This window comes from Paenibacillus sp. M2, from assembly GCF_046713495.1.
GTDB lineage: Bacteria > Bacillota > Bacilli > Paenibacillales > Paenibacillaceae > Paenibacillus > Paenibacillus amylolyticus_B.
The window spans coordinates 481,382-504,770 of the sequence record NZ_CP169648.1 but is presented as its reverse complement, the minus strand read 5'-3'; the positions used below and the strand labels follow the sequence as shown (position 1 = coordinate 504,770).

The 23,389-nt window shown below is 48.3% G+C and carries 23 protein-coding genes; 7 read left to right on the top strand and 16 right to left on the bottom strand.

Annotation, left to right across the window (positions count from 1 at the left end; translation table 11 throughout):
- Window positions 1-36: 36 nt before the first annotated feature.
- Window positions 37-945, top strand: a complete 909-nt coding sequence (locus ACETMN_RS02430) for an ABC transporter ATP-binding protein (protein ID WP_179198592.1) — start codon at window positions 37-39, stop codon at window positions 943-945.
- An 81-nt stretch (window positions 946-1,026) separates the two neighbouring features.
- Window positions 1,027-1,857, top strand: coding sequence for a TatD family hydrolase (locus tag ACETMN_RS02425; protein WP_411735710.1), 831 nt, complete (start codon window positions 1,027-1,029; stop codon window positions 1,855-1,857).
- Window positions 1,858-1,990: 133 nt separating this feature from the next.
- On the opposite strand, the gene nfsA is transcribed toward ACETMN_RS02425, so the two are convergent.
- From nfsA to ACETMN_RS02350, 15 genes are all read right to left on the bottom strand, one after another.
- Window positions 1,991-2,734 carry an oxygen-insensitive NADPH nitroreductase gene (gene nfsA, locus ACETMN_RS02420; RefSeq protein ID WP_411735709.1) on the bottom strand — a complete coding sequence of 248 codons (744 nt, stop codon included), beginning with the start codon at window positions 2,732-2,734 and terminating at the stop codon, window positions 1,991-1,993.
- The gene (locus tag ACETMN_RS02415) at window positions 2,727-3,326 is read right to left on the bottom strand and encodes a TetR family transcriptional regulator (protein ID WP_091018425.1); all 600 of its coding nucleotides are present in this window, start codon (window positions 3,324-3,326) and stop codon (window positions 2,727-2,729) included. The genes nfsA and ACETMN_RS02415 overlap by 8 nt, the downstream gene beginning before the upstream one ends.
- Window positions 3,327-3,481: 155 nt before the next feature.
- Entirely contained in the window at window positions 3,482-4,642 is a 1,161-nt protein-coding gene (locus tag ACETMN_RS02410; RefSeq protein ID WP_091018424.1) for a YhgE/Pip domain-containing protein, read from the bottom strand.
- A gap of 353 nt (window positions 4,643-4,995) precedes the next feature.
- The gene (locus ACETMN_RS02405) at window positions 4,996-7,473 is read right to left on the bottom strand and encodes a heavy metal translocating P-type ATPase (protein WP_411736393.1); all 2,478 of its coding nucleotides are present in this window, start codon (window positions 7,471-7,473) and stop codon (window positions 4,996-4,998) included.
- A 238-nt stretch (window positions 7,474-7,711) separates the two neighbouring features.
- Window positions 7,712-7,912 carry a copper ion binding protein gene (locus ACETMN_RS02400; protein WP_017691004.1) on the bottom strand — a complete coding sequence of 67 codons (201 nt, stop codon included), beginning with the start codon at window positions 7,910-7,912 and terminating at the stop codon, window positions 7,712-7,714.
- 60 nt (window positions 7,913-7,972) lie between these two features.
- Window positions 7,973-8,329, bottom strand: a complete 357-nt coding sequence (locus ACETMN_RS02395) for a metal-sensitive transcriptional regulator (RefSeq protein WP_091018657.1) — start codon at window positions 8,327-8,329, stop codon at window positions 7,973-7,975.
- Between the two features lie 167 nt (window positions 8,330-8,496).
- Window positions 8,497-8,988: a GNAT family N-acetyltransferase gene (locus ACETMN_RS02390; RefSeq protein WP_091018422.1), complete on the bottom strand. Its 492-nt coding sequence runs from the start codon at window positions 8,986-8,988 to the stop codon at window positions 8,497-8,499.
- Window positions 8,989-9,111: 123 nt separating this feature from the next.
- The gene (locus tag ACETMN_RS02385) at window positions 9,112-9,297 is read right to left on the bottom strand and encodes a hypothetical protein (RefSeq protein ID WP_036616704.1); all 186 of its coding nucleotides are present in this window, start codon (window positions 9,295-9,297) and stop codon (window positions 9,112-9,114) included.
- 193 nt (window positions 9,298-9,490) lie between these two features.
- Window positions 9,491-10,102: a hypothetical protein gene (locus tag ACETMN_RS02380; protein ID WP_091018420.1), complete on the bottom strand. Its 612-nt coding sequence runs from the start codon at window positions 10,100-10,102 to the stop codon at window positions 9,491-9,493.
- A 256-nt stretch (window positions 10,103-10,358) separates the two neighbouring features.
- Entirely contained in the window at window positions 10,359-11,117 is a 759-nt protein-coding gene (locus ACETMN_RS02375; protein WP_091018418.1) for a nucleoside phosphorylase, read from the bottom strand.
- A 1-nt stretch (window position 11,118) separates the two neighbouring features.
- Complete coding sequence (locus ACETMN_RS02370) at window positions 11,119-11,790, bottom strand: sulfite oxidase-like oxidoreductase (RefSeq protein ID WP_411735708.1); 672 nt, start codon at window positions 11,788-11,790, stop codon at window positions 11,119-11,121.
- A gap of 47 nt (window positions 11,791-11,837) precedes the next feature.
- Complete coding sequence (locus ACETMN_RS02365; RefSeq protein WP_076332630.1) at window positions 11,838-12,761, bottom strand: ABC transporter permease; 924 nt, start codon at window positions 12,759-12,761, stop codon at window positions 11,838-11,840.
- Window positions 12,745-13,812, bottom strand: coding sequence for an ABC transporter permease (locus ACETMN_RS02360; protein ID WP_091018415.1), 1,068 nt, complete (start codon window positions 13,810-13,812; stop codon window positions 12,745-12,747). The genes ACETMN_RS02365 and ACETMN_RS02360 overlap by 17 nt, the downstream gene beginning before the upstream one ends.
- Window positions 13,809-15,308, bottom strand: a complete 1,500-nt coding sequence (locus tag ACETMN_RS02355; protein ID WP_411735707.1) for an ABC transporter ATP-binding protein — start codon at window positions 15,306-15,308, stop codon at window positions 13,809-13,811. The genes ACETMN_RS02360 and ACETMN_RS02355 overlap by 4 nt, the downstream gene beginning before the upstream one ends.
- A gap of 114 nt (window positions 15,309-15,422) precedes the next feature.
- Entirely contained in the window at window positions 15,423-16,454 is a 1,032-nt protein-coding gene (locus tag ACETMN_RS02350; protein WP_091018412.1) for a BMP family protein, read from the bottom strand.
- Window positions 16,455-16,731: 277 nt separating this feature from the next.
- Between ACETMN_RS02350 and ACETMN_RS02345 the strand changes: the two genes are divergently transcribed.
- The 3 genes from ACETMN_RS02345 to ACETMN_RS02335 all read left to right on the top strand — a co-directional run bounded on the left by ACETMN_RS02345 (window position 16,732) and on the right by ACETMN_RS02335 (window position 21,179).
- Window positions 16,732-18,153, top strand: coding sequence for a hypothetical protein (locus ACETMN_RS02345; RefSeq protein ID WP_192135596.1), 1,422 nt, complete (start codon window positions 16,732-16,734; stop codon window positions 18,151-18,153).
- Window positions 18,154-18,395: 242 nt separating this feature from the next.
- Entirely contained in the window at window positions 18,396-18,986 is a 591-nt protein-coding gene (locus tag ACETMN_RS02340; RefSeq protein WP_091018409.1) for a DUF5317 domain-containing protein, read from the top strand.
- Window positions 18,987-19,346: 360 nt separating this feature from the next.
- On the top strand, window positions 19,347-21,179 hold the full coding sequence (locus ACETMN_RS02335; protein WP_411735706.1) for a diguanylate cyclase: 1,833 nt from the start codon (window positions 19,347-19,349) through the stop codon (window positions 21,177-21,179).
- Between the two features lie 132 nt (window positions 21,180-21,311).
- Here ACETMN_RS02335 and ACETMN_RS02330 read toward each other — a convergent pair whose 3' ends face one another.
- Window positions 21,312-21,479: a hypothetical protein gene (locus ACETMN_RS02330; RefSeq protein ID WP_017691019.1), complete on the bottom strand. Its 168-nt coding sequence runs from the start codon at window positions 21,477-21,479 to the stop codon at window positions 21,312-21,314.
- A 304-nt stretch (window positions 21,480-21,783) separates the two neighbouring features.
- Between ACETMN_RS02330 and ACETMN_RS02325 the strand changes: the two genes are divergently transcribed.
- Together ACETMN_RS02325 and ACETMN_RS02320 are read left to right on the top strand one after the other, a co-directional pair.
- The gene (locus ACETMN_RS02325) at window positions 21,784-22,614 is read left to right on the top strand and encodes a sensor histidine kinase (RefSeq protein WP_091018405.1); all 831 of its coding nucleotides are present in this window, start codon (window positions 21,784-21,786) and stop codon (window positions 22,612-22,614) included.
- Window position 22,615: 1 nt separating this feature from the next.
- Window positions 22,616-23,272 carry a response regulator gene (locus tag ACETMN_RS02320; RefSeq protein WP_036616682.1) on the top strand — a complete coding sequence of 219 codons (657 nt, stop codon included), beginning with the start codon at window positions 22,616-22,618 and terminating at the stop codon, window positions 23,270-23,272.
- Window positions 23,273-23,389: the final 117 nt, after the last annotated feature.

Here is a 23,389-nt window from a genome sequence, read left to right as displayed (position 1 = left end):
AAAGCAAGTAATCTGTAATTAGGAAGTGATGACCATATGAATCGGCAACAGGACGAACACGTCCAGCCTGAACGGGGAGCCCGCGCATTGGAACCAAAGCACGGTGAAAAACTTCACTCGGCTAATCCTGGTCTACCGACAAATACGACTGCTGCTACGGTTCCACCTGCACTGGATGTCGTGGATGTTCATGCATCATTCCGTGAACGGCGGAGCAGGTTACCGGTTCTGAACGGCCTATCCCTGACTGTGGAGCAAGGCGAGTTTGTTGCTATCGTTGGGCCATCCGGCTGTGGCAAAAGCACCCTGTTCCATATCATCGGCGGTCTTCTGAAGCCACAGGAAGGGCGAGTGTTCATGGACGATCATGATGTAACGGGCCAACGTGGCAAGATCAGTTATATGCCACAACAGCCTGCTCTTTTCCCTTGGCGGACCATTGAAGACAATGTACTGCTTGCTGGAGAAGTAGCTTCAAGCGCTCCCCCTCGGACCGAAGCACTTGCAGAAGCTCGTAAGTGGTTAAGCAGCGTGGGTCTTGCCGGGTTCGAGCAGGCATACCCTCATATGCTGTCGGGCGGAATGCAGCAGCGTGCTGCATTCCTGCGCGCCCTGCTCAGTCCGCAGGAACTGATGCTGCTGGACGAACCCTTCAGCGCGCTGGATGCACTGACACGTAGCGACATGCAGCGCTGGCTGCTCGATATCTGGGAACAGAACCGCCGCTCGGTGCTGTTCATCACCCATAATATCGAAGAAGCATTGCTGCTTGCAGATCGGGTCTATGTGTTATCCAACCGACCTGCAACAGTGTTGCACGAGGTACATGTTCCTTTTGATCGCCCAAGACGAGAAGAAATTACGGAGGAATCCGCTTTTCTGGAGCGTAAACGGCAGATTGCACAGTGGATGAGAGAAGAACAGCAGAAAGCCCGCCTATCTTGATAGTGCGGGCTTTTAAGTTATTATTTTCCTTTAATGGGTGATCCACCACAAGGAATTCTGCGTAACATAGTTAGAATATAAATGAACACAAGGAGGAATTCCCTCGTGCATTCTCAAGCTTTTGCACCATTAATTGATGCTCATATTCACTTCGATCAGTATACCCCTGACGAACAACGCGAGATGCTGTTATCTTTCCCGTCTCACCAGGTCGAAGCAGTCATTGCCGTGTCCATGAATCTCGCTTCTGCCCAAGCCAATCTGGAGCTTGCCGAACAACATCCACGCACCATCTATCCGGCCTTCGGTTTTCATCCAGAACAGGAACTGCATTCCGTTGCAGAAATGGACCTGTTCTTCCAATGGATCGAAGAGCATATTGGACAAGCTACAGCCATCGGAGAAGTTGGCCTTCCCTATTACAATCGTCAGGAAGCGGAGCAGGCAGGACAGCGCTTCGATCAGAGCGGGTATATCAAGCTCCTTGAACGTTTCATCCAACTTGCCAAAAAGCATAACAAACCACTTGTCCTTCATGCAGTATACGATGATGCGGATATTGTCTGTGATCTGCTGGAGCAATATCAATTCCGACGTGCTCATTTCCACTGGTTCAAAGGGTCCCGCGAAACGGTAAGACGCATGGCAGACAACGGTTATTTCATCTCTTTCACGCCGGATATTCGTTATGAAGAAGAGATTCGTGAACTCGCCCGGCAGTATCCAGTAGAACAAGTCATGGCCGAGACCGACGGACCTTGGCCCTTCGAAGGGCCGCTTCAGGGACGAATGACACACCCTGCCATGACCAGACAAGTCATTCAGGCATGGAGTGAGATCACCGGCATGGGAACCGAACGGGCCGCCCGTCTCTTTCATCAGAATACAAAGCGTTTCTACGGCCTAACTTGATTACAGTCACGTAATTGCAAGCACTCTCACTTGCCCGTGCCCACACAACACAAAAAAGCCAGTCGTTTTCACCCCGACTGGCTTCTAATCTACATATATATAAGTGGAACAAAATTTTTACCTTCCGTTCAACTTAACGCTTCAAAAATCCCTTGCCTTCCAGGAACGGTCTCACCTGCAAACGTGTCGGCTCAGTCAGACGCTTCGCCATCAGTTCGGACCATGGGGTCGTTCGTTCTCCATTGGTCCGTTCTTTCATGTACGCGGTTGTGGTCTCATCATACTGCGCAACACCTTGGAGGCTCTGCTCGGCATTATACCGATTATGATGCAGAACGGCTTTCAATGGCAGGCGTGGCCGAATTCCCGTTTCCTGATCTGCAACACCAATACACATGCCGTACACCGGATATACCCCCTCCGGCAATCCTAACAGCTCAGCGACTTCTTCAATCCGAGTACGAAGCCCGCCGATATATACGATTCCGAAGCCAAGGGATTCGGCTGCAAGAGCGGCATTCTGGGAAGCCAAAGCGGCATCAATCGTGGCTACCATGAAATTCTCGGTCGAATCGGCATACGATTCCTTCTCAGGAAGATGACGTTTCGCAGCATCACTCAGCCGGTACAGATCGGCACACCATACGAGAAACACCGGACATTCATTGACGTAGGCCTGATTGCCTGCCAGTTCAGCCAGCTTGGCCTTTTGCTCCGATTCAGTCACAGCAATCACGGTATAAGCTTGTACACTGCTTGAAGAGGAAGCCATCTGCCCTGCCGATACAATGGCTGCGAGCTGCTCATCACTTACCGGGTCTGGCTTAAATTTTCGTACAGAGCGGTGTTTCATCATCAACTCAATGGTTTCATTCATGGCGGTTCACTCCCAATCCTCGAAGTACGAACTCAATCGTCTGCTCCGCGAGCTCGTCTGTATTCATATGTTGATAATCAAAGCCAAATCGTGAATTCTTGGCCCGTTTGTGCGCCAAAGCCACACCCATAACCTGAAGCATTGCATAAGATACGGACTCGATTTGGAATAATCCCTGGTCTTTTCCTTCTTGCAGTAGTTCCCTCACACGTGTCCAGACGGGGTCCAGAAAACGAAATACGGTAGCTGTGCGATGTGTACGCAGTGTAATTTCAAGCTGCACAATATCGCTCATCTCCCGATCTGTCATCGTGAACTTCACAACTTCACCAATAATTCGTCGGATACCTTCCACAGGCGAGGACATGGACTCTTCAGCCAGCGAGTTCATCATATGATCGGGGAAGAAATGTTCGAATAATGCCTCGAACACCTTTTCTTTTCCGCCAAAATGGTATGAGACCAGTGACACGTTCGCACCCGCCTCATCACAGATTTGACGCACACTCGTCCCGTCATACCCCTGCTGTGCAAAAAGCTTCTTGGCTGCAAGTAATATCCTCGTTTTGATATCCAACTCCGGTTCCGTCATTCCGTCCCGCTCCCTCTTGTCCGTTCATCTCATTCGCTCCAGCTCAAGGACTACAGCCAGCGAATCATCTGTCTATTATATTACACCAAGCACCCCGATGAAAATCATCGGGGTGCTTGTCCTATCTCTGAAGCCGTTTCATGCATCTTTTGTATTTAGTTGTTTGCTTGAGCCGGGCTTGGAGCCATAGCTGGCATGCGTTGTTTTTTCAATAACGTCACGACCAGTGACAAAGCAACAGCAACCAACAGTACAATGACGATAGATCCTGCAGCAGACTGAACTCCTGGTCCTCCCAACTGCACGCTCAGAATGCCCTGAACGGCGTATGTTGCAGGCAGGTACTGCCCAATGCCGCTATAGAAGCTGTTCAGCAATTCACGCGGTACCATAGCACCGGAAGATACCAGCTGCAAGGACAGTGAGATGATGTTGAACAGACTTCCTGCCGGTCCGAAGCAGATCAGGAAGAACTGGGAGAAGAACATGAACGTGCATAGGAAGAGTGCCTGGAATAACCAGAACGCAACGAATCCTTGTGCAATCTGTCCGCCCAGTGCCACGATCAGTGATGATCCCAGCAAGGAAACGACCAATGCAGAACCCACGTTAATGACTACTCGCGAGCCAAACAAAGTCAAACGGGAATAGGTAGATGACAGCATACCCATGGCTGTCTGGAGGTTCATCCCCATGATCATGGCACCTACATAGGAAGCCAGTACCATCATCATTGGCACCATCTGATTATTCATCCCGTTAACCGGGTTGATGGACGTTGTCGTTCCTTCCACTCGGGTAGCCAGGTTCGCAGCAGCTTCAGCAGCCTGATCAGCAGGCGCGCCCGAAGCAGTAAGTACCGTTTGTACCCCTTGCGCTGTAGCTTGTTTATTAATCGTGTTTGTCACACTTTGTGATACACCTTGCATCATGCTTTTAATCGTAACCGGGTTTGCTTCATTAATGGTGTATTTAATCTCGGCGGTTGAGCCAGCCGTCTGAAGCAATTCGTTAAATCCAGCCGGGATATCCAGCACCATGTGTACTTGGTGATGATTTAACTGATCCAACGCTTCAGCTGCACTCAGATTGGCTACGGTGTGGAAAGGCAGTGTTCCTGCGAGCGATTCCGCTATGCCTTTGGACATTTCACCGTCCTCGTTCACAATCGCAACCGTCAATTCTTTTGCACGGTCATTTACTCCAGAATATGCGGTCATCCAGATCACGCTAAAGATCACTTGGAACATAAGTGCTGTTACGATCCCTACAATCACTGGCGGTTTTTTAAACAATGTACGTAAAGCCTGTAACATAAAAGGTGTCCTCCATTACTCAAAATAGTTCTAATTTGATTTAAACAGTTGTTTGAATCAAACGATCGTTTAAATTTTATGTGAATATGACCATATTGTCAACTCATTTTTGAAATATTCAGAAAACGTAAGCTTTATTCATGAATACTATCGATCCATTTTCACAAAAGAGCATTATGCTATCTTTTCTCCGTAGAAAAGAACATCTATACCAACAATTTAGGCTTACTTTCTGGCGACTTAACTGTATTTTTCTCAACAAAAAAACACGGTCCGCCGCAGCGAACCGCGCATTTATTCATCCTCACTTCATTGACAATAAGGCGTTGAATGTATCTCCAAACAAAGGTCGGTCAGTCATTTCTCTTCAGCTTCATGCGTTGCAGACGTAGGGAATTCAGTACAACCGATACGGAGCTGAACGCCATCGCCGCCCCTGCCAGCCATGGAGCCAGGAAGCCAACTGCCGCAATTGGAATACCAATAACGTTGTATCCGAGTGCCCAGAACAGGTTTTGTTTGATGTTACCCATCGTGCGCCGGCTCATTTCAATCGCATCTGCAATGCTGTTCAGATCACCACGCATCAATGTAATATCTGCCGCTTCCATCGCTACATCCGTTCCTGTTCCAATGGCCATCCCGATATCCGCAGTAGCAAGTGCCGGAGCATCATTAATGCCGTCACCTACCATGGCAACTTTCAGGCCACTCTCCTGAAGTTTCTTCACTTCCGCAGCTTTACCTTCGGGCAGAACCTCAGCCAGCACTTTACCGATCCCTGCCTGTTCCGCTACAGCGCGAGCAGTCCGCTCATTGTCTCCCGTGATCATGATAACATCAATCCCCATCGCCTGAAGACGACCGATCGCTTCACGAGAGGTATCCTTGATGGTGTCAGCCACAGCCACAATCCCTGCCCACTGACCATCCACCGCTACCAGCATCGCTGTACGCCCCTGCTCTTCCAGTCGGTTCATCTGTTGAACGGTTTCCTCTGAGACATTGACCTGTTCATCCGCAAGCAATCGCCGTGTGCCGACCAGAATTTCCTGCCCTTTTACTGAAGCTCGCACACCATATCCCGGTATGTTCTCGAACTTCTCTGTTGGGATCAGCTCCAGGCCCTTGGCACGGATACCCACAACAATCGCCTCTGCCAGCGGATGCTCGGAACTCTGTTCAGCCGCTCCCACACGTTCAAGCAGATCCGATTCCGTCCAATTCGGAGCCGTGATAACATCGGTAAGCCCGGGTTTACCTTGAGTCACTGTACCTGTTTTGTCGAGCACCACGGTCTGAATCTGTTGTGCGGACTCCAGATGTTCGCCGCCTTTGAACAGAATGCCGTACTCAGCAGCACGGCCTGATCCAGCCATGATTGAGGTCGGCGTGGCCAGCCCCAGTGCACATGGACAGGCAATGACGAGCACAGCAATGGCTTTTTCAAGGGAACCGGCGAAGTCACCCGGACTTGCAAACAGATACCAGATCAAGAATGTCAATGCAGCTATGCCGACGACAATCGGAACAAATATGCCGGATATAACATCTGCAATCCGTTGAATCGGCGCTTTAGAGCCCTGTGCTTGTTCCACCACTTTGATAATCTGGGACAGAACCGTGTCGGAACCTACTCGGGTCGCACGCAGTCGTAATACTCCATTTTTGTTCAGCGTAGCACCTGTAACGGCATCTCCCGGTTTTTTATCCACGGGAAGGCTCTCTCCACTTAGCATGGATTCATCTACAGAGGATTGCCCCTCCTCAACGATACCATCTACTGGTATGCTGTCACCCGGCTTCACCAGAATGAGTTCTCCTACCGTAACATATGCAGCAGGAACCATAACTTCCTGTCCATCCCGGATGACACGGGCTTCACGTGGAGCCAACTCAATCAGGCTTTTGATCGCCTGTGAAGAGCGACCTTTCGCCACAGCTTCCAACCATTTTCCCAGTAAAATTAACGTAATTAGAATTGCACTTGTCTCATAATAGAGTTCTACCGAAGGCATGGCGGCTGTGCCCGTTCCCATTGCACTATGATCCACCGACGCAAAAGGCAAGTACCCACTGGATAACGTCAGATACAGACTGTAGAAAAACGCTGCGCTGGTACCCAGTGCGACAAGAACATCCATATTCGCGCTGCGGTTGCGAAGTGCTTTGTACGCTCCTATATAGAACTGCCACCCAATCACGAACTGTACCGGTGTTGCCAGCAGCAGTTGGAACCAAGGGTTCATGAACAGCTCGGGTACATAGATTCCGGATGTGAACGAGAAATGCCCAACCATTGCCCACAGCAAAGGAATTGATAACAAAGCCGATATCATCCATTTCCACTTTTTGCGTTGCAGCTCACGTTCACGAACCGATGTGGTCTCTTCTTGGGTCAATTGCAGTTCAGCACCATAGCCCATCTGCTTGATCTTGGCAGTAATATCCGAAGGTTTCAATGAGCCCGCGGCATATTCGATATGCCCTGTCTCCAGCGCCAAATTCACATTCGCCTGAGATACCCCCGGTAGTCGGGAAAGACCCTTTTCAATCCGGGCAGAACAGGCAGCACACGTCATACCGGTGATGTTCAGATCAACCGATTCGGACACCGTTCCGTAGCCAAGCGCCTCTACTTTATCCCGCAACGCATTCACGTTGGTTGTCTTTGGATCATAAGAAACGGTTGCCTGTTCAATCGCAAGGTTCACATTAGCCTGATGCACACCTTCCATTCGGGACAAGCCCTTCTCCACTCGTGTCGAACATGCGGCACACGTCATGCCCGTGATATGCAGTGTTGTCTTCAGTCCTGGTGCGTCTGCCATAGGTGGTATTGGGGTGGGTTCAGATGATCTATCCGTTGGTTTATCCGTTGGTTTATTCGTTGAGTTATCCATCATGTCAGCTCCTTTCATGTCGATTCAATTTTGTATGTTGCATTCAACATACCCCTAAGGGGTATATATTAGACAGAAAATTAGGCTTAAACCTGGCTCTTGGAAAAAGGTACTTTGACCTCTTTTTCGCCCATGAGCATGTTCGGTTTAAGCCTGTGATCCCTTTTTAGACTACATCGTATCCCTGATCTTCAATCGCAGCTTTGATCTGATCCACGTTCACCGTCTGCTCATCATATTCCACCGCTACTGTTCCCGCTGCCAGATCAACCTTACCACTCGCACCGGTATTCTTCACAGCTTCTTCAACCGACTTCACACAGTGATTGCAAGACATTCCCGTAACGTTCAACGTAACATTAGACATTGTAAATTCCTCCTTGGGGTATATTAAAATGATAAAATTAATTAGGTGAATTGATTCATCTTACTTCATTAACTTCCGCATCGTAACCAGCAGTTCATCGACAACCTCATGTTCACCAGCCTGAATGCGTTCAACGATACAGCTCTTCATATGGCCTTCAAGCAGAAGTTTGCCTACCGAATTAAGAGCAGACTGAGCCGCCGCGATCTGCGTCAGCACATCATCACAGTACGTATCCTTCTCGATCAATCCCTTGATCCCGCGAATCTGACCTTCCACACGGTTCAAACGAGAAACCAGGTTACTCTTCATCTCCTGCGAATGGTGACTCTTGCGCACATGCTTCCCATCACTGCCTTCGGTATGACAGGATACTGCTTCTTGAACTGTAGCCGAAGCTTCCGTTGAATCGGACATGGAGGATTGCAAAGGTTCCTCGGGATGGCTCTGATGATCCATCATGAACACCCCTTTTCTTTCGTTCTTTTCTAAGAGTAACATACCCCATGGGGGTATTCAAGTTCATTTTGATATTTTGTTAAAAATAGATGATTGCTTGTTCGAATTATAAAGAGCAGTGCATCTTACAAGGTATATTCCATCCTGCTGCTGCGAACGACCAGACCCATCTGTTCATAGAAAGCCTGTGCGTCCGAGTTAAACGTCGACACGGATAATTCCACGCTGTCTGCCTGAAGCTCTCTTCCTAGCTCGATGAATGCCTGTATTAACTGTTTGCCCGTTCCTTGGCCCCGATGCTTGGTATCCACCACAAGTTCATGGATGTACAGCATCTTGCGATCCACCATCAATGGGTTATCCTGAATTACACTCAACTGCGCACTCCCGTAACCCAGAATCAAGCCTGTTTCTAAAGACTCGGCAACATACAGGTATCGCTTGTCCGTTTCCAGTAGTTCGGTGAATTCCTTCTCCTCCATTCTGGTCTCTAACACTCTGTATAGATCCGGCCGCGCCTCAACATGCATCTGGTGCAGTTCATCCATCAACCATGACACGCCAGAGTAGTCCCTGAGTTCTGCCTTTCGAATGTTAACATTCCCCTTCGTGCTCATCCCTATCACTCTTTCGTCTGCTGAATTTTACATTATTATACAACTAAAAAGCAGATACCATAAGGGTACCTGCTTCACAAAATTTATCTTCATTCCATCAAGCCCATATGATGCTCATGTTGATTATTTTTTCGAAGAAGTATTTCCTTCATTAAAAGCAACAGGTGATGGCTTCGCTGCCCATTCGTCCGCCTGCGGCTCAATGTCCACTCCGCTCAAGATTTTCTTTTTCTCCATCAAGGAATCCCCGTCTTCATCCAGCTTGTTGCGAATTTCCGCTTCATCCTGAGGTTGATTGTTCTGTGTCATCGTAGAGTCCTCCCTTTTTTCGTATTCATGTTGATGTTCCTTTATATAACGTGCCCATTTTCTGCATTATCATTCTTCGCGAAGGACAGGCCATCCACTTATTCCCCAGATAAAGATAATGACGTATAGATATGCGCCCTAAATACATGCGCATTATCCATACGTCATTTTTCATGATATATCCTGTTCCCCGTTAATCGAAATCAACCTGTTTATCCAAAATGATTTCCTCTACTTTGTATTCCAACTCTGGTATGGAGGGAATCAAGGAGAATCGAACGTTTTCCAGAGAAGAAGGAAGGGCAGGAACCACTCGGAAACTAATTTGCGTCTCCCCACCTCCTCCACGACTGCCATGTCTCATGGTGATATGCCTCTGTTCGCTGAATATTTCCAGAGCCAAATGTGGAACCATTTGTATACGCTCAGCTTCATTCCCCTTATATTGAATCTCCACATAAACGAGGCTTTCGCCTTCATATTGCATCGAATGTGTGATCGTATACTCACATGAATCTTTAATCATTTTCTTCATAATCGGCACCACACTCGTCAATTGAAGAGGTTCACTTGGAAAGTAGTGTCTTTGCGGCATCGGCTGCACGCTACGAAGAACATATCGGATATCTTCCTCCTTCATATCCAGTAAGCTCACCCATTCATCGATAGTACTTTGAGGGGGTTGGTACTGGACGGCTCCGGTTATTTCCTTTCTAGCTGCAACCAGTTTCAAAAGTTGCTCATCAATCCGCTGTACCTCTTCGTTGTATTCATTAGGAATTTCACGTAATTCACTCCAACCCATATATAATCACCCTCCTAATTTAATAACATGCCATGCAAATACAATTCGCTACTGTACCTGCATCCCCTCTTCTTTTTCAGTTTATTTAAAAGGCTCCACTGAACCAAAAACGAAAAAATCAAAAAGTAAAGGACGCCCCCTGGGTCATATTTATGACCTTACGGGACGCCCTTTTTATATTGTACACCTTAAATGGACATCATCTTCTGTTTTGCTTGTAACAATGAGAAAAAATGTATACTTGCCTTAAACTAACCTATGCCTGATCCTGACGAGCAAGCGCGACTAGCGCTGCCAGAGCGGCATTAATCTCGCGCTCCACCGCTTGTCCAACCGCATCTGTATGCGGATCATACTCAGCAGCCAGGTCGCTGTCCGCGAATCCGTCAATCGCGACAATGGCTCCGGCACGAGCGCCACGCAAGGTGCTGACGATGTAGAGTGCCGCAATTTCCATCTCGGCCGCAAGTGCCCCAGCCTGCTTGTATTTGCGATGTGGAATCTCTTCCACGCCTGCAAAGAACGCATCCAGTGTTACGGTGATACCAACGCCGACTTTGCCTGCAAATGTTGCAGCATCCGCGCTTTCTTGCTCACGAGCAGCTTCAATCAACGCTTGCGTCACCCCAATGTCTGCTACCGCCGGGAAACCATCCGGTACCAGTTGGCGAGTCAACCCGTCTGTACGAACAGCGGCTGTACTCACAATCACACTACCTGCCGGAAAATCCGCTGTATACGATCCCGCCGTACCTACACGAATCAGAGTTGTTACACCCGCGCGAATCAATTCCTCGAAGCAGACAGCTGCTCCAGGTGAACCTACACCATGGCTAACCACAGCGATCTGTACCCCTTCGTACAGACCAACAAACGTGCGATACTCCCGACTGAATGCCAGTTCTCTCACCTGTTCCAGCTTGCGGGAAATCTTCTCCGCACGTGCCGGATCTCCACAGACAATGGCATATGCCGGCATGTCTTCCGAATGAATCTGCAAAATAGGCATCAACATATCAATCAAACTCCTTCTTCGTCCACTCGTCTTCCGGAATCGGCAGATCTTCACCCGAGAAGCGTTGTTCCTTGAACGGATCGGCAAAATGGTGGAAACCATTCACTTCCCAGAATCCGTTACGGTCTTCTGTCATGAACTCCAAACCACGTATCCACTTCGCACTCTTCCAGAAGTAAAGTTGTGGCACAACCATACGCAGTGGAAAACCATGCTTGGGCGTTAGTGGTTCGCCGTTATATTTGAATGCAAGCAATACATCATCATGCATCAATTCTTCGAGCGGTACATTTGTCTCGTAATCATGATCCGCATGGATCATGACGTATTTTGCTTCCGGCTTAACCCCCTGAAGTTTCACAAAATCCGAGAAGCGAATACCTTCCCACGGCGTATCGAATTTCGACCAGCGGGTAACACAGTGAATATCACTTACCGTGTTCACCTGAGGCATCGCCTGCAACTCGGCCAGGGAGAACACCTTCTCCTCTTCCACTTCTCCGAATACTTTCAGGTCCCATGTGGACAGGTCATATTCCGGCACTTCCCCTTCATGCAGAATCGGGAATTTCTCCGTCAGCATCTGTCCCGGCGGCAAGCGATCTCCATGATCATTGCTTGCTTTGGGTGCCGGGGTTTTTCCTTTTTTCAAACGTTCAGCCTTGTTATGCAAGTGGAATTCCTCCTTCTTCTTCTGCCTCTAGCATGGGCATTCAGGAATTAACGCGAGCTTCCGCCCGCTTTCAGTGCATCTTGTGCATAAGTGCGGTCTTTGAAAAAGAACATCGCGACCAGCGTTACAATATACGGCAGCATCAATGTAAAATGGGTTGGCAAGGAGAAGCCTTGCAGACGAATACTCAATGCTTCCATGAAGCCAAACAGTACACTGGAGCCCATCACGCCAAGCGGATTCGCTTGCCCCAGCATCGTTGCCACCAGCGCGATAAAGCCACGACCAGCAGTCATGCCTTCGGTAAACATCGTCACCTGACCGAGCGACAACTGTGCGCCAGCCAGAGCACACAACACACCGCACATCAGAACGGCACCATACTGGATGCCGCGTACCTTGATCCCGATGCTCTGTGCTGCAATCGGGTTCTCACCGACGGAGCGCAGGCGGAAGCCGGATACACTTTTGAACAGATAAAATTGCAGTCCAATCACGAGCACAATACCGAGGTAGACCAAGGGACTATGTCCCGATAATACATCGCCCACCCACGGGATGTCTTTGATCAGTGGAATATCCCACTTGGGAAGTCCAACCATGTCTTTGTCGTAGTATGCACCTTTTACATCAAAAATCGCACGCAGTGCAAAGGTCGTCACCCCCGCAGCCAGGAAATTCAGCGAGATCCCGACCACGATGGCGTTGGCCTTGAGATTAATACTTATAAAGGCAAAGAGCGCCGAGAACAACATGACGATAATAATGGAAAAGAGTACAGCCAGCAGCACATTGCCAAACAGATAATTACCGACAATGGCAGAGAACGCACCAATCAAAACCAGTCCTTCAAGACCCACGTTGAACAGACCGACACGGGAACATAAAGCCCCACCGAGCGCTGCAAGCAGGATTGGAGTCATAATCCGCAAGGTTGAGCCAAACATGGCTGCATCAAACAGTTGTTGCATTGGACTTTTTCTCCTTTCTCCGCTTCAGGAATGAATAACCGATCTGAGCTGATACAAATAACGTCAATACGGCCTGGATGACACTGCCGACTTCCAGCGGCACATCCGTGTTCCGTTCCATCCCCATGGCACCTGTCTGTAACGCAGCCAGCAAAATAGCTGCTACAGCTGTACCAAGTGGATGCGAGCGGGCAAGCAGCGTTGCCATAATGCCGCTCCATGCATAACTTGCCGATGACAACGAGCCATCAAGGAAACGGTACTGTGTACCCAGCACTTCTCCCGCACCTGCCAGTCCAGCAAGTCCACCACTAATGACCATGGACAGCATCATCATGCGAATGCGACGAACACCACCGTAGGTTGCAAAGGACGGGTTGCTGCCGAGCATGCGGATCTCGTAACCCGTCACCGTTTTGTGAGTGAACCAGTAGATCAGCATAGCCGCGACAATGGCAATGATGAAGCCAGCATGCAGTCCCATGCCCTGGAACAACTTCGGCAACCAGATACTTTGGTCAATCATGGGTGTCTGAGCCATCGCTGCTGATCCAGTCCGATCCTTGAATGGATAGGAGACCATGTATCCGCCAAAATAAATGGCAATATAGTTAAGTAGTAAAGTTGTAATCAATAGATTCATGCCGAAACGAGCATCCAGCCAACCTGCAAATAGAGACCAGACTCCTCCGGCAACAATACCTGCTACAATCGCAGCAATACACACGAACCAGCCCGGGCCTGGCAGATAGAGCGCCGTGAGCGCAGCACTGAGCCCGCCAAGAATCATCTGGCCTTCGGCTCCCATATTGAAAAATCCGGCCCGGAATGCCAAGGCTACGCCAAGTCCCGCCAAGATGATAGGTGTCGAACGAGCCAGTGTATTGGTGAAGAAGTAGAAGTTGCCGAAGGCCCCTTTCCACATCTCCGCATACGTATCCACCACATTACCGCCAACAATCAGAATCGCCACAGCCCCTGCAATCAGACCGATGAATACGGCAAGCAGCGGCTGTACGAGTCCGCGAAGTGTTTCTTTTACCCGATTCATATCCGCTCTTTCCCTCCTGCCATTAACAAGCTGATCTGTTCCTCAGTTGCTTCCTCTGCTCTCAGTTCCCCGGCAATTTCACCTTCATACATCACAATAATGCGATCCGATAATTGCAAAATCTCAGACAATTCCGATGAAATGAGCAGAATACCCGCACCTTCACTACGTTTGCGTAGCAATTCGGCATGAATCGTCTCCATCGCTCCGATATCCACACCACGGGTTGGTTCGGCTGCAATCAGAAACGGTGTATCCTGTGCAAATTCACGAGCGGCAATCAGCTTCTGCAAATTACCTCCGGACAGAAACTGCGCCTTGGTCTCCGCAGATCCCGTCTTGATGCTGAACTGTTTGATCCAGCTCTCTACCATCGTTCTTGCTGCTTTCGCTTTGATAATGCCACGTGACTGCAAGCGATGATGATGGCCCATCAGTCCGTTCTCGCGAACACTCGCATCCTTGGCTGCTCCCCACATGTAACGATCTTCCGGAATATGAGCAAGTCCATGCTCCCGAATGCGCCGTACAGGCCAATTGGTTGTATCCTGCCCGGAGAGCACAACGCGACCACTGTCTGCCTTACGCAGTCCTGCAATGACCTGAATTAGTTCCGACTGGCCGTTACCCGAGATGCCTGCTATACCAACAACCTCGCCTTTTCGAACTTCCATGTGGATATCCTTGAGCGCCGAACGATCCTTTGCTCCAGACAGATTGACCCCTTCCACCTGAAGCACCGCTTCGGCTGGAACCGATGGCTGCTTGTCCATACGCACAAGTTCACGACCAACCATCAGACGGGACAATTCCTCCACATGTGTATCCTTGGCTTCCAGCGTTCCAGTCACCTGACCATCTCGAAGCACCGTGATCCGGTCGGCTACATCCATGACTTCTTGCAGCTTGTGGGTAATTAGTACAAAGGTTTTGCCCAGCTTGGCGAGTGATTTCATGTTCGCCAGCAGTTCTTTTACTTCCAGCGGCGTCAGTACCGCCGAAGGTTCATCCAAGATAATGATGTCTGCACCCTGATGCAGCACCTTGAGAATTTCAACACGCTGCTGCATGCCAAGCGGGCACTCGGATACTTTTTTCCACGGGTCCACCGGCATACCATATTGTCTGCCAAGCTCATTCACCTGGGCCGCTGCCTTTTTGCGGTCAAATGTACCTGCCTTCGCCGGTTCGCGCCCAATCACGATGTTCTCCGCCACCGTAAAGGAAGGGAACAGCATGAAATGCTGGTGCACCATACCGATGCCACTTGCCATCGCCTGGGACGGCGTAGCGAAGCTCACTTCGCGTCCACGGACTTTGATTGTTCCTGTCGTAGGCTGTTCCATGCCGTACAACATACGCATCAAGGTTGTTTTACCGGCCCCGTTCTCACCTACAAGGGCATGAATCTCTCCCTCACGCAAATTAAAACGGATGTCACGGTTAGCGGTGAAGCCGCCGTATTTCTTCGTAATGTGCTCCATCTCCAACAGCATATCTCGCGTTCGCTCCTCTCGGTCTCGGTCATTTAATAGCAGCAAAACCGGCTGCCTGATCGGGCAGCCGGCTGATCATTTCCATTACTCATTCATTGAAAAGAACATTCAAAACTATTGTTGCAATGGATCTTTGACTACGATTTTGCCGGATACGATATCATCCTTGATTGCTTTCACTTTGTCGATCACTTCTTGTCCAACAAAAGCATTCAGCGGAGATTCGCTATCACGTGTAACGTAAGTCAGGCCCACACCGTCTTCTTTCAAGCCGTAGTTCACTGCACCTGCTTTGAAATTGCCTTCTACAAAATCTTTCACGGTCTCATAAGCAACCGTATCGGTTGATTTCAACTGAGACAATACGATATGTTCTGGGTCTTCAACCGTACGGTCCGTATCCTGTCCGGAAGTGTAGAAGCCTTTTTCTTTCGCTGCTTCGAACACACCAAGATCACCTACAGCGGATGCGCCAGCGATGAAATCAGCGCCTTTACCAAATTGTACGAGTGCCAATTCTTTTGCTTTGGCCGGGTCATTAAATCCACCTACATAATTCACAAGGAATTCAGTATCCGGATTCACGGATTCCAATCCCGCTTTGAAACCTTCTGTATATTTCTTGATCAGTGGTACGTCCATTGCTGCGATCATGCCGACTTTGTCTGTTTTGGTGGACAATCCAGCAGCTGCACCGAGCAGGTACGCCCCTTCATATTCACGGAAACCAACGCTACGTACGTTAGGCAGATCCACGGTTGTATCTACAATTGCAAAGGACTTGTCCGGGTTTTCTGCAGCGACTTTCTTCAATGCATCCTCTGCCTGGAAAGTTGCTGTAATAATCAGATCATAATTCTCGGCAACCGCAGCACGCAGATTTTGTTCAAATGCTGCCGGGTCTGTCGATTCAATCGTCTTGGTGTCTACTTTGAATTCTTCGCCTGCTTTTTTGAAGCCTTCATCCATCTGTACAAAGAAAGGGTTAACCCCTATTTTTTCGGGAAGTACGAGGGCCATCCGAAGAGATTTCTCCGAATCACTGCCTTGGGCGGATTGTTCGTCTTTGGAAGCCGAATTCCCACAAGCTGCCAACAAAATAGCCAACATGATGATCGATAAGACGAACGATAAACCTCTTTTCATTTTGAAAATACCCCTTTTCAATATTCTTTTTTCTTATCCTAGCGGATACTGTCGATCCTTGTCAATAAATCTTTGAGCGTATACACTCAATTAGAATATATTTGATGATTTGCTTTCTACCAAGCTTTGGAAACCGCTTTATAGCAAGCTTTTTTTCCATTGACATCCAGCGCGTCTCCGTGCTAAAGTCAATCCAATTATTCTATTCTGATAGGATTTGTCAGGATTATAACCGAAAGCTACTTATTTTCCAACCCATTTTAAGGAGGCTATTCATTTGAAAAAAATCACCCAGATCACGTTGGCGGCCCTACTCGCCGCTCCGGTAACACTCGGCAGCCTTAGCTTGCCCGCTTCCGCTTCTGCAGCATCTGCAACTCCGGCTAAACCCACCACCTCACAAAGTGTCAAAGGACCAGTAGCTCAGGCGCCAGTTGCCTATACGGAAAGCGCAGCGGATTTTGCTCAATTCTTGCAAGCGAAATACAACATTCAATTGCCGCAACAGATGACCAAAGGTGATTTCATTCAAGCCATTGCAGCCATCACGGAAGCAACTCAAGCAAGTGACAGTGAAGCCAAAGCTCCTGTCTTTACCGATCTGGCCTCGGGTGATTCTTCTTATAACGCTGCCGTTTCCTTATTCAATAGTGGGGTTCTTACAGGTACAGAAGTACGTGCCAAGGATCAACTGAGCACTTATACTGCCGTCTTCATCGCGGTGAAAGCAGCTGGATTCAAGGAGCTCGCCTATACGTATCCTGCTGAGAAAACAGCCAAAGCGCTTGCCAAGGTTGGCATTAACCCGAACCGTGTTCAGGGACAAGCCGCACAGGAACTGGCTGCAGCGATTGATACAGGCCTGATTCCCGAAAGCTTATACCCCGCTCTCCTTAAGGGTGGCATAGCAAGTAAAGATTTCGCTGATACTCTGCTTGGACGTGTATTGGTCAGTCAAGGGAAATACAAACATGAGATTGGGCGTTCCGGCGATGCGGACATCTATTCCAAACTGTATGCTGCATATCGCACAGCGGATCTGATCGAATCACCTGAGCTGAGAAAGATTGTGGATCAGGCCCTGCGAGATGATCTCGTAACAGGTTATAATCTGAAGGATAGCCGCTTTGATTCCAACTTTATCGATGAACTGACACTTACCTACGGCCACGATAATATTCAACATGCTGTACAGTTGGTTGGTTTGTTGCGTAGCGAAGGTATTGATGCTGATGTGCAATTCCAGCCGAAGACATCTGCCTTCATTTATTTGAAGGAATGGGGAGAGCCGAAGGAAACGCCAGACTATAAAGTGACACAGATCGAAAACGGCAACTATATCGCTTCTGCGAAGGAATATGATATTCAGTTCGAGTTCAACAATGTGGCAGACAAAGTCCGCTTCAATGATATTGTTCTGAAATATGCCAAGAAGAACAGTGACAGTACATCTCCATTGATTCTCAATTCCTGGTGGCAACCACTTTATTACTCACCAACGGCATTGGCCAGCTATCCGGTCATTTCCAATAATAAGATCGCGCTTGGCAATTACTATGCTCAGTCCTTCTCTCTGAAGGAAAATGCCAAATCCATTCGGGAAGGTTTCCTAAAGCTGGCTCCTGATGCGGACATTTCGACGTATGACTTCTGGGTGGACCAGCCCTTCTTCAACTATCTGAACGGTGGATCTGAATAAAATAAATTCCGTCTCCAACCGAATTAAAGCTCGTATTTTGCCATTATAAACATCCGTCTTTACCGAATTTTCCAGGGTTTTCGACCCCTAGATTCGTAAAGGCGGTTTTTTGTTCAGCATTTTGCGAATTTCTTCTACAAAATCATTTTTCTCATGCAGGAATTACCAATATAAGGTCGAATCCTTTATGTACACAAACACGCAATCATATTGCATATCTCCGCACGAACAGGAGTTACTCCATGGTATATGACGGTATTCTACTAGGCTTAATCGTTGGTTTTTTTCGGGGAGGGTTGCGGCATGGGCTCAACCAGTTTGCAGCACTCAAGCTGCGAAGCGGCTGGATTTTCCCTGTATTGTTGCTAATCCAGTTCTTTATTTTCTATCTCCAGGAACGATTCGAATGGGTGGCATCCATTAATGGATATCTCTTTGCTGCCGTCTACATCACAGGGCTCGCCTTTCTGTGGCTCAACAGACACCATACCGGTTTCATGCTCATCTGGATTGGGGTATTTCTCAATTTTGCCGTTATGGCTGTAAACGGTGGGCGCATGCCTGTTTCTGTGGAAGCCTCCGCTGTACTGGGACCCTACTATGTAGACATGCTCCGGGAAGGCGGCGCCGTATCAAAGCATTTTATGATGGATGCATCTACACATTTGCCTTTTCTCGGTGATATCATCCCACTCTCCAGCCCTTATCCACGGACTCAAGTCATCAGCATCGGTGATGTGGTCATGAATATTGGCATATTTCTTTTTATCCAATACATGATGGTGAATCGGGACAAAAAGGCTGTACAAACCGCTAAAACTCATCAGGCTTAAAGAGAACCAGGTAGACTCCAAGGAAGGGAGGTCTTCTCCATGAAAAAATTTGAAGGTGTGAAATATTCCCGCATTGTCATCAACGCAATCATCGTGGCTTCTGTCGTTGTAGCATTAACCTCGGGATACAAGCTGGGCGGCTAGTATCCATACCGCCAAACAAGACAAACAGGCTGCCAGCGGCCTGTTTTTTCTTTCTGGATTTTTGCCAGGCAAATTGGTATGTTAAACATCTATATAATATATCCCAATACAAGAACAACAATTATATATTGAACTGAACATTTGTAAGTGTTAATACCCATCAGCTCAATTTATATACACATCAAGAGTAGACTAAACCCAAGCAGGAGATTTTTTATGAACTTTATTCGTAACCTTATCCATAAGGCAGATCGAAGCAGTCTGTATGTTATTTTGCTTAGCTGTACCGGGATCGGTGTTTTTCTGTACATGAACAAGTGGTCTTATCTTCATCTAACCACGGCGGATTGGGTTATGGTCTACACCATGCTGGGTGCGGCGTTAATTCTGGATTACTTCACGTTCCAGATTCCACCCAAAGGCAATCAGCAATCCATGGATTCATCGGTATACCTTGCCTGTATATTCATGTTTGGCGGAGCTTTCAGTTTATCTGTACTGCTTCCTGTCTCCATCATCCTGTTAATCAAAGAGCGCAAGCTAACCTGGTGGAAACACATTGTTAATTTCAGCATCTACAGTCTCATGATTACGGGAGCAGCTGCCGTGTTTGATTGGACTGGCGGGCAATCGGGAACGCTGGACGGCTATAACCTGATTCCTTATTTTGCAGCGCTCGCAGCCTACTTCATCATCAACACGATCACACTTGGCTTATTCTTTCATTTCTCAACAAAGGATGCATTACAGCAGATGAAGCGGGCATTCGTTACCGAATCCCTGCTGGTTTATTTATGTACGCTGATTCTGGCGCTAGTATTGACGATTCTGGTTGTGCACAATGGCGTACTTGGTCTGTTGTTGTATCTGAGTCTCAGCATTCTGCTCTCCCATGCATTCAAGCAGTTGTTTGTCATGTATCAGAGCATTGAGGAGAAGGCGAACACGGATCAACGCACAGGTCTGTTCAACCATAGTTATTTTGAAAGTATGTTGGAAAATGAACTAACCACCGCTCGTACGCAGGGAACACCGCTTTGTCTGGGACTTATTGATATCGATGATTTCAAAAAGTATAACGATCGGTTTGGCCACCTTCAAGGTGACAGTCTGCTGGCCCTGCTGGGGGATTTTCTGATGCGCAAGACGGAAGGCACACCTGTTACCGCTTTTCGTTATGGAGGGGAAGAGTTCACTTTGCTCATGCCAGGCATGGAGCTGGACGAATCCTACAGGTTCATGAACAAGCTGCGTAAACAATTGAACGACACGCCGTTTGAAGGCGTTGAAGTGTTTCCACATGGTTGTCTCTCCTTCTCTGCTGGCGTCGCGCCCTATCAGGTGGATATGTATAACAAATCCCAGCTCGTGGATCAGGCGGATAAAGCATTGTATTATGCGAAGAAACAGGGCAAGAACAACGTGCACCGCCACGGCAGCAATGATGGTATGGAACATGAGATTGATCTGGTACAGGACGTTCGTGACATCGAGCAGCAGCTCAATCTGTTCAGATACAAGGATATGGATACGTTCAAACATTCCAAACGGGTCTACAAATATGCACTGGATATCAGTGAATTGCTCGCACTGGAAAATGCGGAGAAACGTCGTTTCGTGCTGGGAGCACTGATTCATGACATCGGCAAACTGGAGATTCCCTGGTCCATTCTGAACAAGAAAGACAAGCTCACCGCAGAAGAATGGGAAACGATCAAGGGACATGTCACCTGGGGCAAAAAAATGGTGATCACGAACGATCGCTTCGCCGATCTGATTCCGTATATTGAACTTCACCACGAGCGCTATGATGGCAAGGGCTACCCTTACGGCCTAAAGGGTAACGAGATTCCCCGGCTGTGCCGGATGCTGACCGTGATTGACTCCTTTGATGCCATGACGACAGAGCGGCCGTATCAGGAAACCAAGAACGTGGAAGAAGCGATTCGGGAGCTACGCGCATGTTCGGGTTCACAGTTCGATCCGGAGCTTGCCGAGTTATTCATTCGGTATATTGAGAAAAGAACCGCTCAGCAACAGTTGCTGTAAGATAAATGGGGCTTTTGTATAGGCTCTTAAAAAATCAAAGCGCTATCCCCGGTCTGATCGGAGATAGCGCCATTTTCATTTTCATGGAATGAATCGTACACCAGACATCTTCATTCTCGTGCAGATTCTACATTAAGATTTGGTATTCAGTTCATGTGAGGTCTGATGCAGCTCTTTGATCATCTGCTGCAAAAACATGTTGTCTTGGCGACTGATACCGTGCTGATTGTCTTGAACAAGCATCTGGTGAATGTTCTTTTTGAGCAATTCACTGCGACGTTCCAATACTTCTTGACTCATGTTGTTGCTTCACTCCTTAACATGTTTTGTAATGAATTCACGTTCTATATAAGTATAGAGGACCTTCTCCAATAGGGAAAACGGACTCAGCCTTCCTCAGCTGGATACACCAACCCTCACCTAGCGTGACAACATTTCACCCCTTGTCGTTCTTAGATATCCTTCTAAATACTCCCTGATCCTCCCCAGCTTTCTCCAAAGGCACAGACTAGGGTCTTGGACAAGCATGCGTTATAATGGTCCCATCCCTGTATAAATAAAGTACGTAAATAAGCTAATCCTAGATCAAAGGAGTTCTGCATTCATGTCCTATAAACAAATTAAATGGATGATTCTGCTGATCCCCACATTCACGGTTGGCATCTGGGAATACATTCGTCATCAGTTTCTGATGCCATACCTTTCGATGGACGCTGGAAACTGGTTAACACCCGTCATCGTTTACCTCGTCAGCGTGACACTGCTCAGCCGATTGTTCCGCATGCTCGAAGGTGCCAGGGCTGCTCTGGAGCAGGAACGTGCAGCGAAAGCAGCCCTGGAAGCTCGTGACCAATTGGCAAGAGAACTTCACGACGGCATATCTCAGTCTCTTTTCCTGCTGTCAGTGAAGACCGATAAAGCCGGCCGTAGTCTGGCAGGGAGCGGACATGAGCATGAGATCCAGGAGATTCAAAAAACCGTGCATGAAGTCAATACATATGTAAGGCAAGCTATTGCACAGTTGCGTTTTGTTCCTTCCTCTACGGTAACATCAGAAATTATTTCACTGCATGCGCAGGTGGAAGTGCTCGTCAAAGAAACGGTACCCGGTGCACAGATTCATTGGGACCTAAGGGGTGTAACGTTCTCTTCCAAGGAGCAAGTGGAACTGCTCGCCTGTATCCGGGAGGGGTTACTGAATGTACGCAAACACGCGCAGGCTACCCGCGTTCAGGTTCACGCGGAAGGTAACCCAATTGCCTGGTTCATTTATATTCAGGATAATGGGAATGGACTAAGCGGAGATCCTCTTCATCTGAAGGATCGGTACGGACTGCGAATTACGAAGGAGCGTGCTGCCGAGATGGGTTGGTCTTTTACCCTCGATTCAAGACCGGGGCATACACGAATGACGATAGGAAAGGAGCATGCTTAATATGGAACATGTACGTGTATTGGTTGTTGATGATCATGCGCATGCGCGTGAAGCGATCTGTAGCATTTTATCCGAGGACAGCCTGTTTGAAGTGATTGGTACAGCTTCGAATGGACAGGAAGCGCTGGAACTCACTGGGCAATGGATGCCCGACCTGATCCTGATGGACGTGCAGATGCCGGGCATGGATGGGCTGGAAGCCACCCGTCAGATCAAGCTGCGATTCCCTTATGTTATTGTTGTTATGGTCACGGTATCGGATGATGTGACGTTTCTGTTCGAAGCACTGAAACAAGGCGCTCAAGGCTATTTGCTCAAAAATCTAACACCTTCCACCTGGCTTGAATACCTGCGCGCCATCGTCAGTGACGACGCACCGCTCAGTAAGGAACTGGCTTACCGGATTTTACAGGAGTTTCCCGCACCACGCAGTGAAGATGTACAAGATAACCCGCTAACGGCGCGGGAGCTTGAGATTCTGCAATGGGTATCCGCGGGATATACCAATCGGGAGATCGCCGATCAACTCGGTATTTCAGACCAGACGGTGAAGAATCATCTAAAAAACATTTTGCAGAAGCTCCAGCTGGAAAACCGGGTACAACTCACCCGCTATGCGCTAGAGAGCGGGCTTGCGGGACGTAAACTTCGCAAATAGCGTGGCTTCGTAGCAATATGTGAATGGTAGCATAAACTTATCCCACACCAATATGAGATTTGTAACATAAGACGAGATGGGTGCTCTGTACCATACACATTCATGCTTTTGTCACAA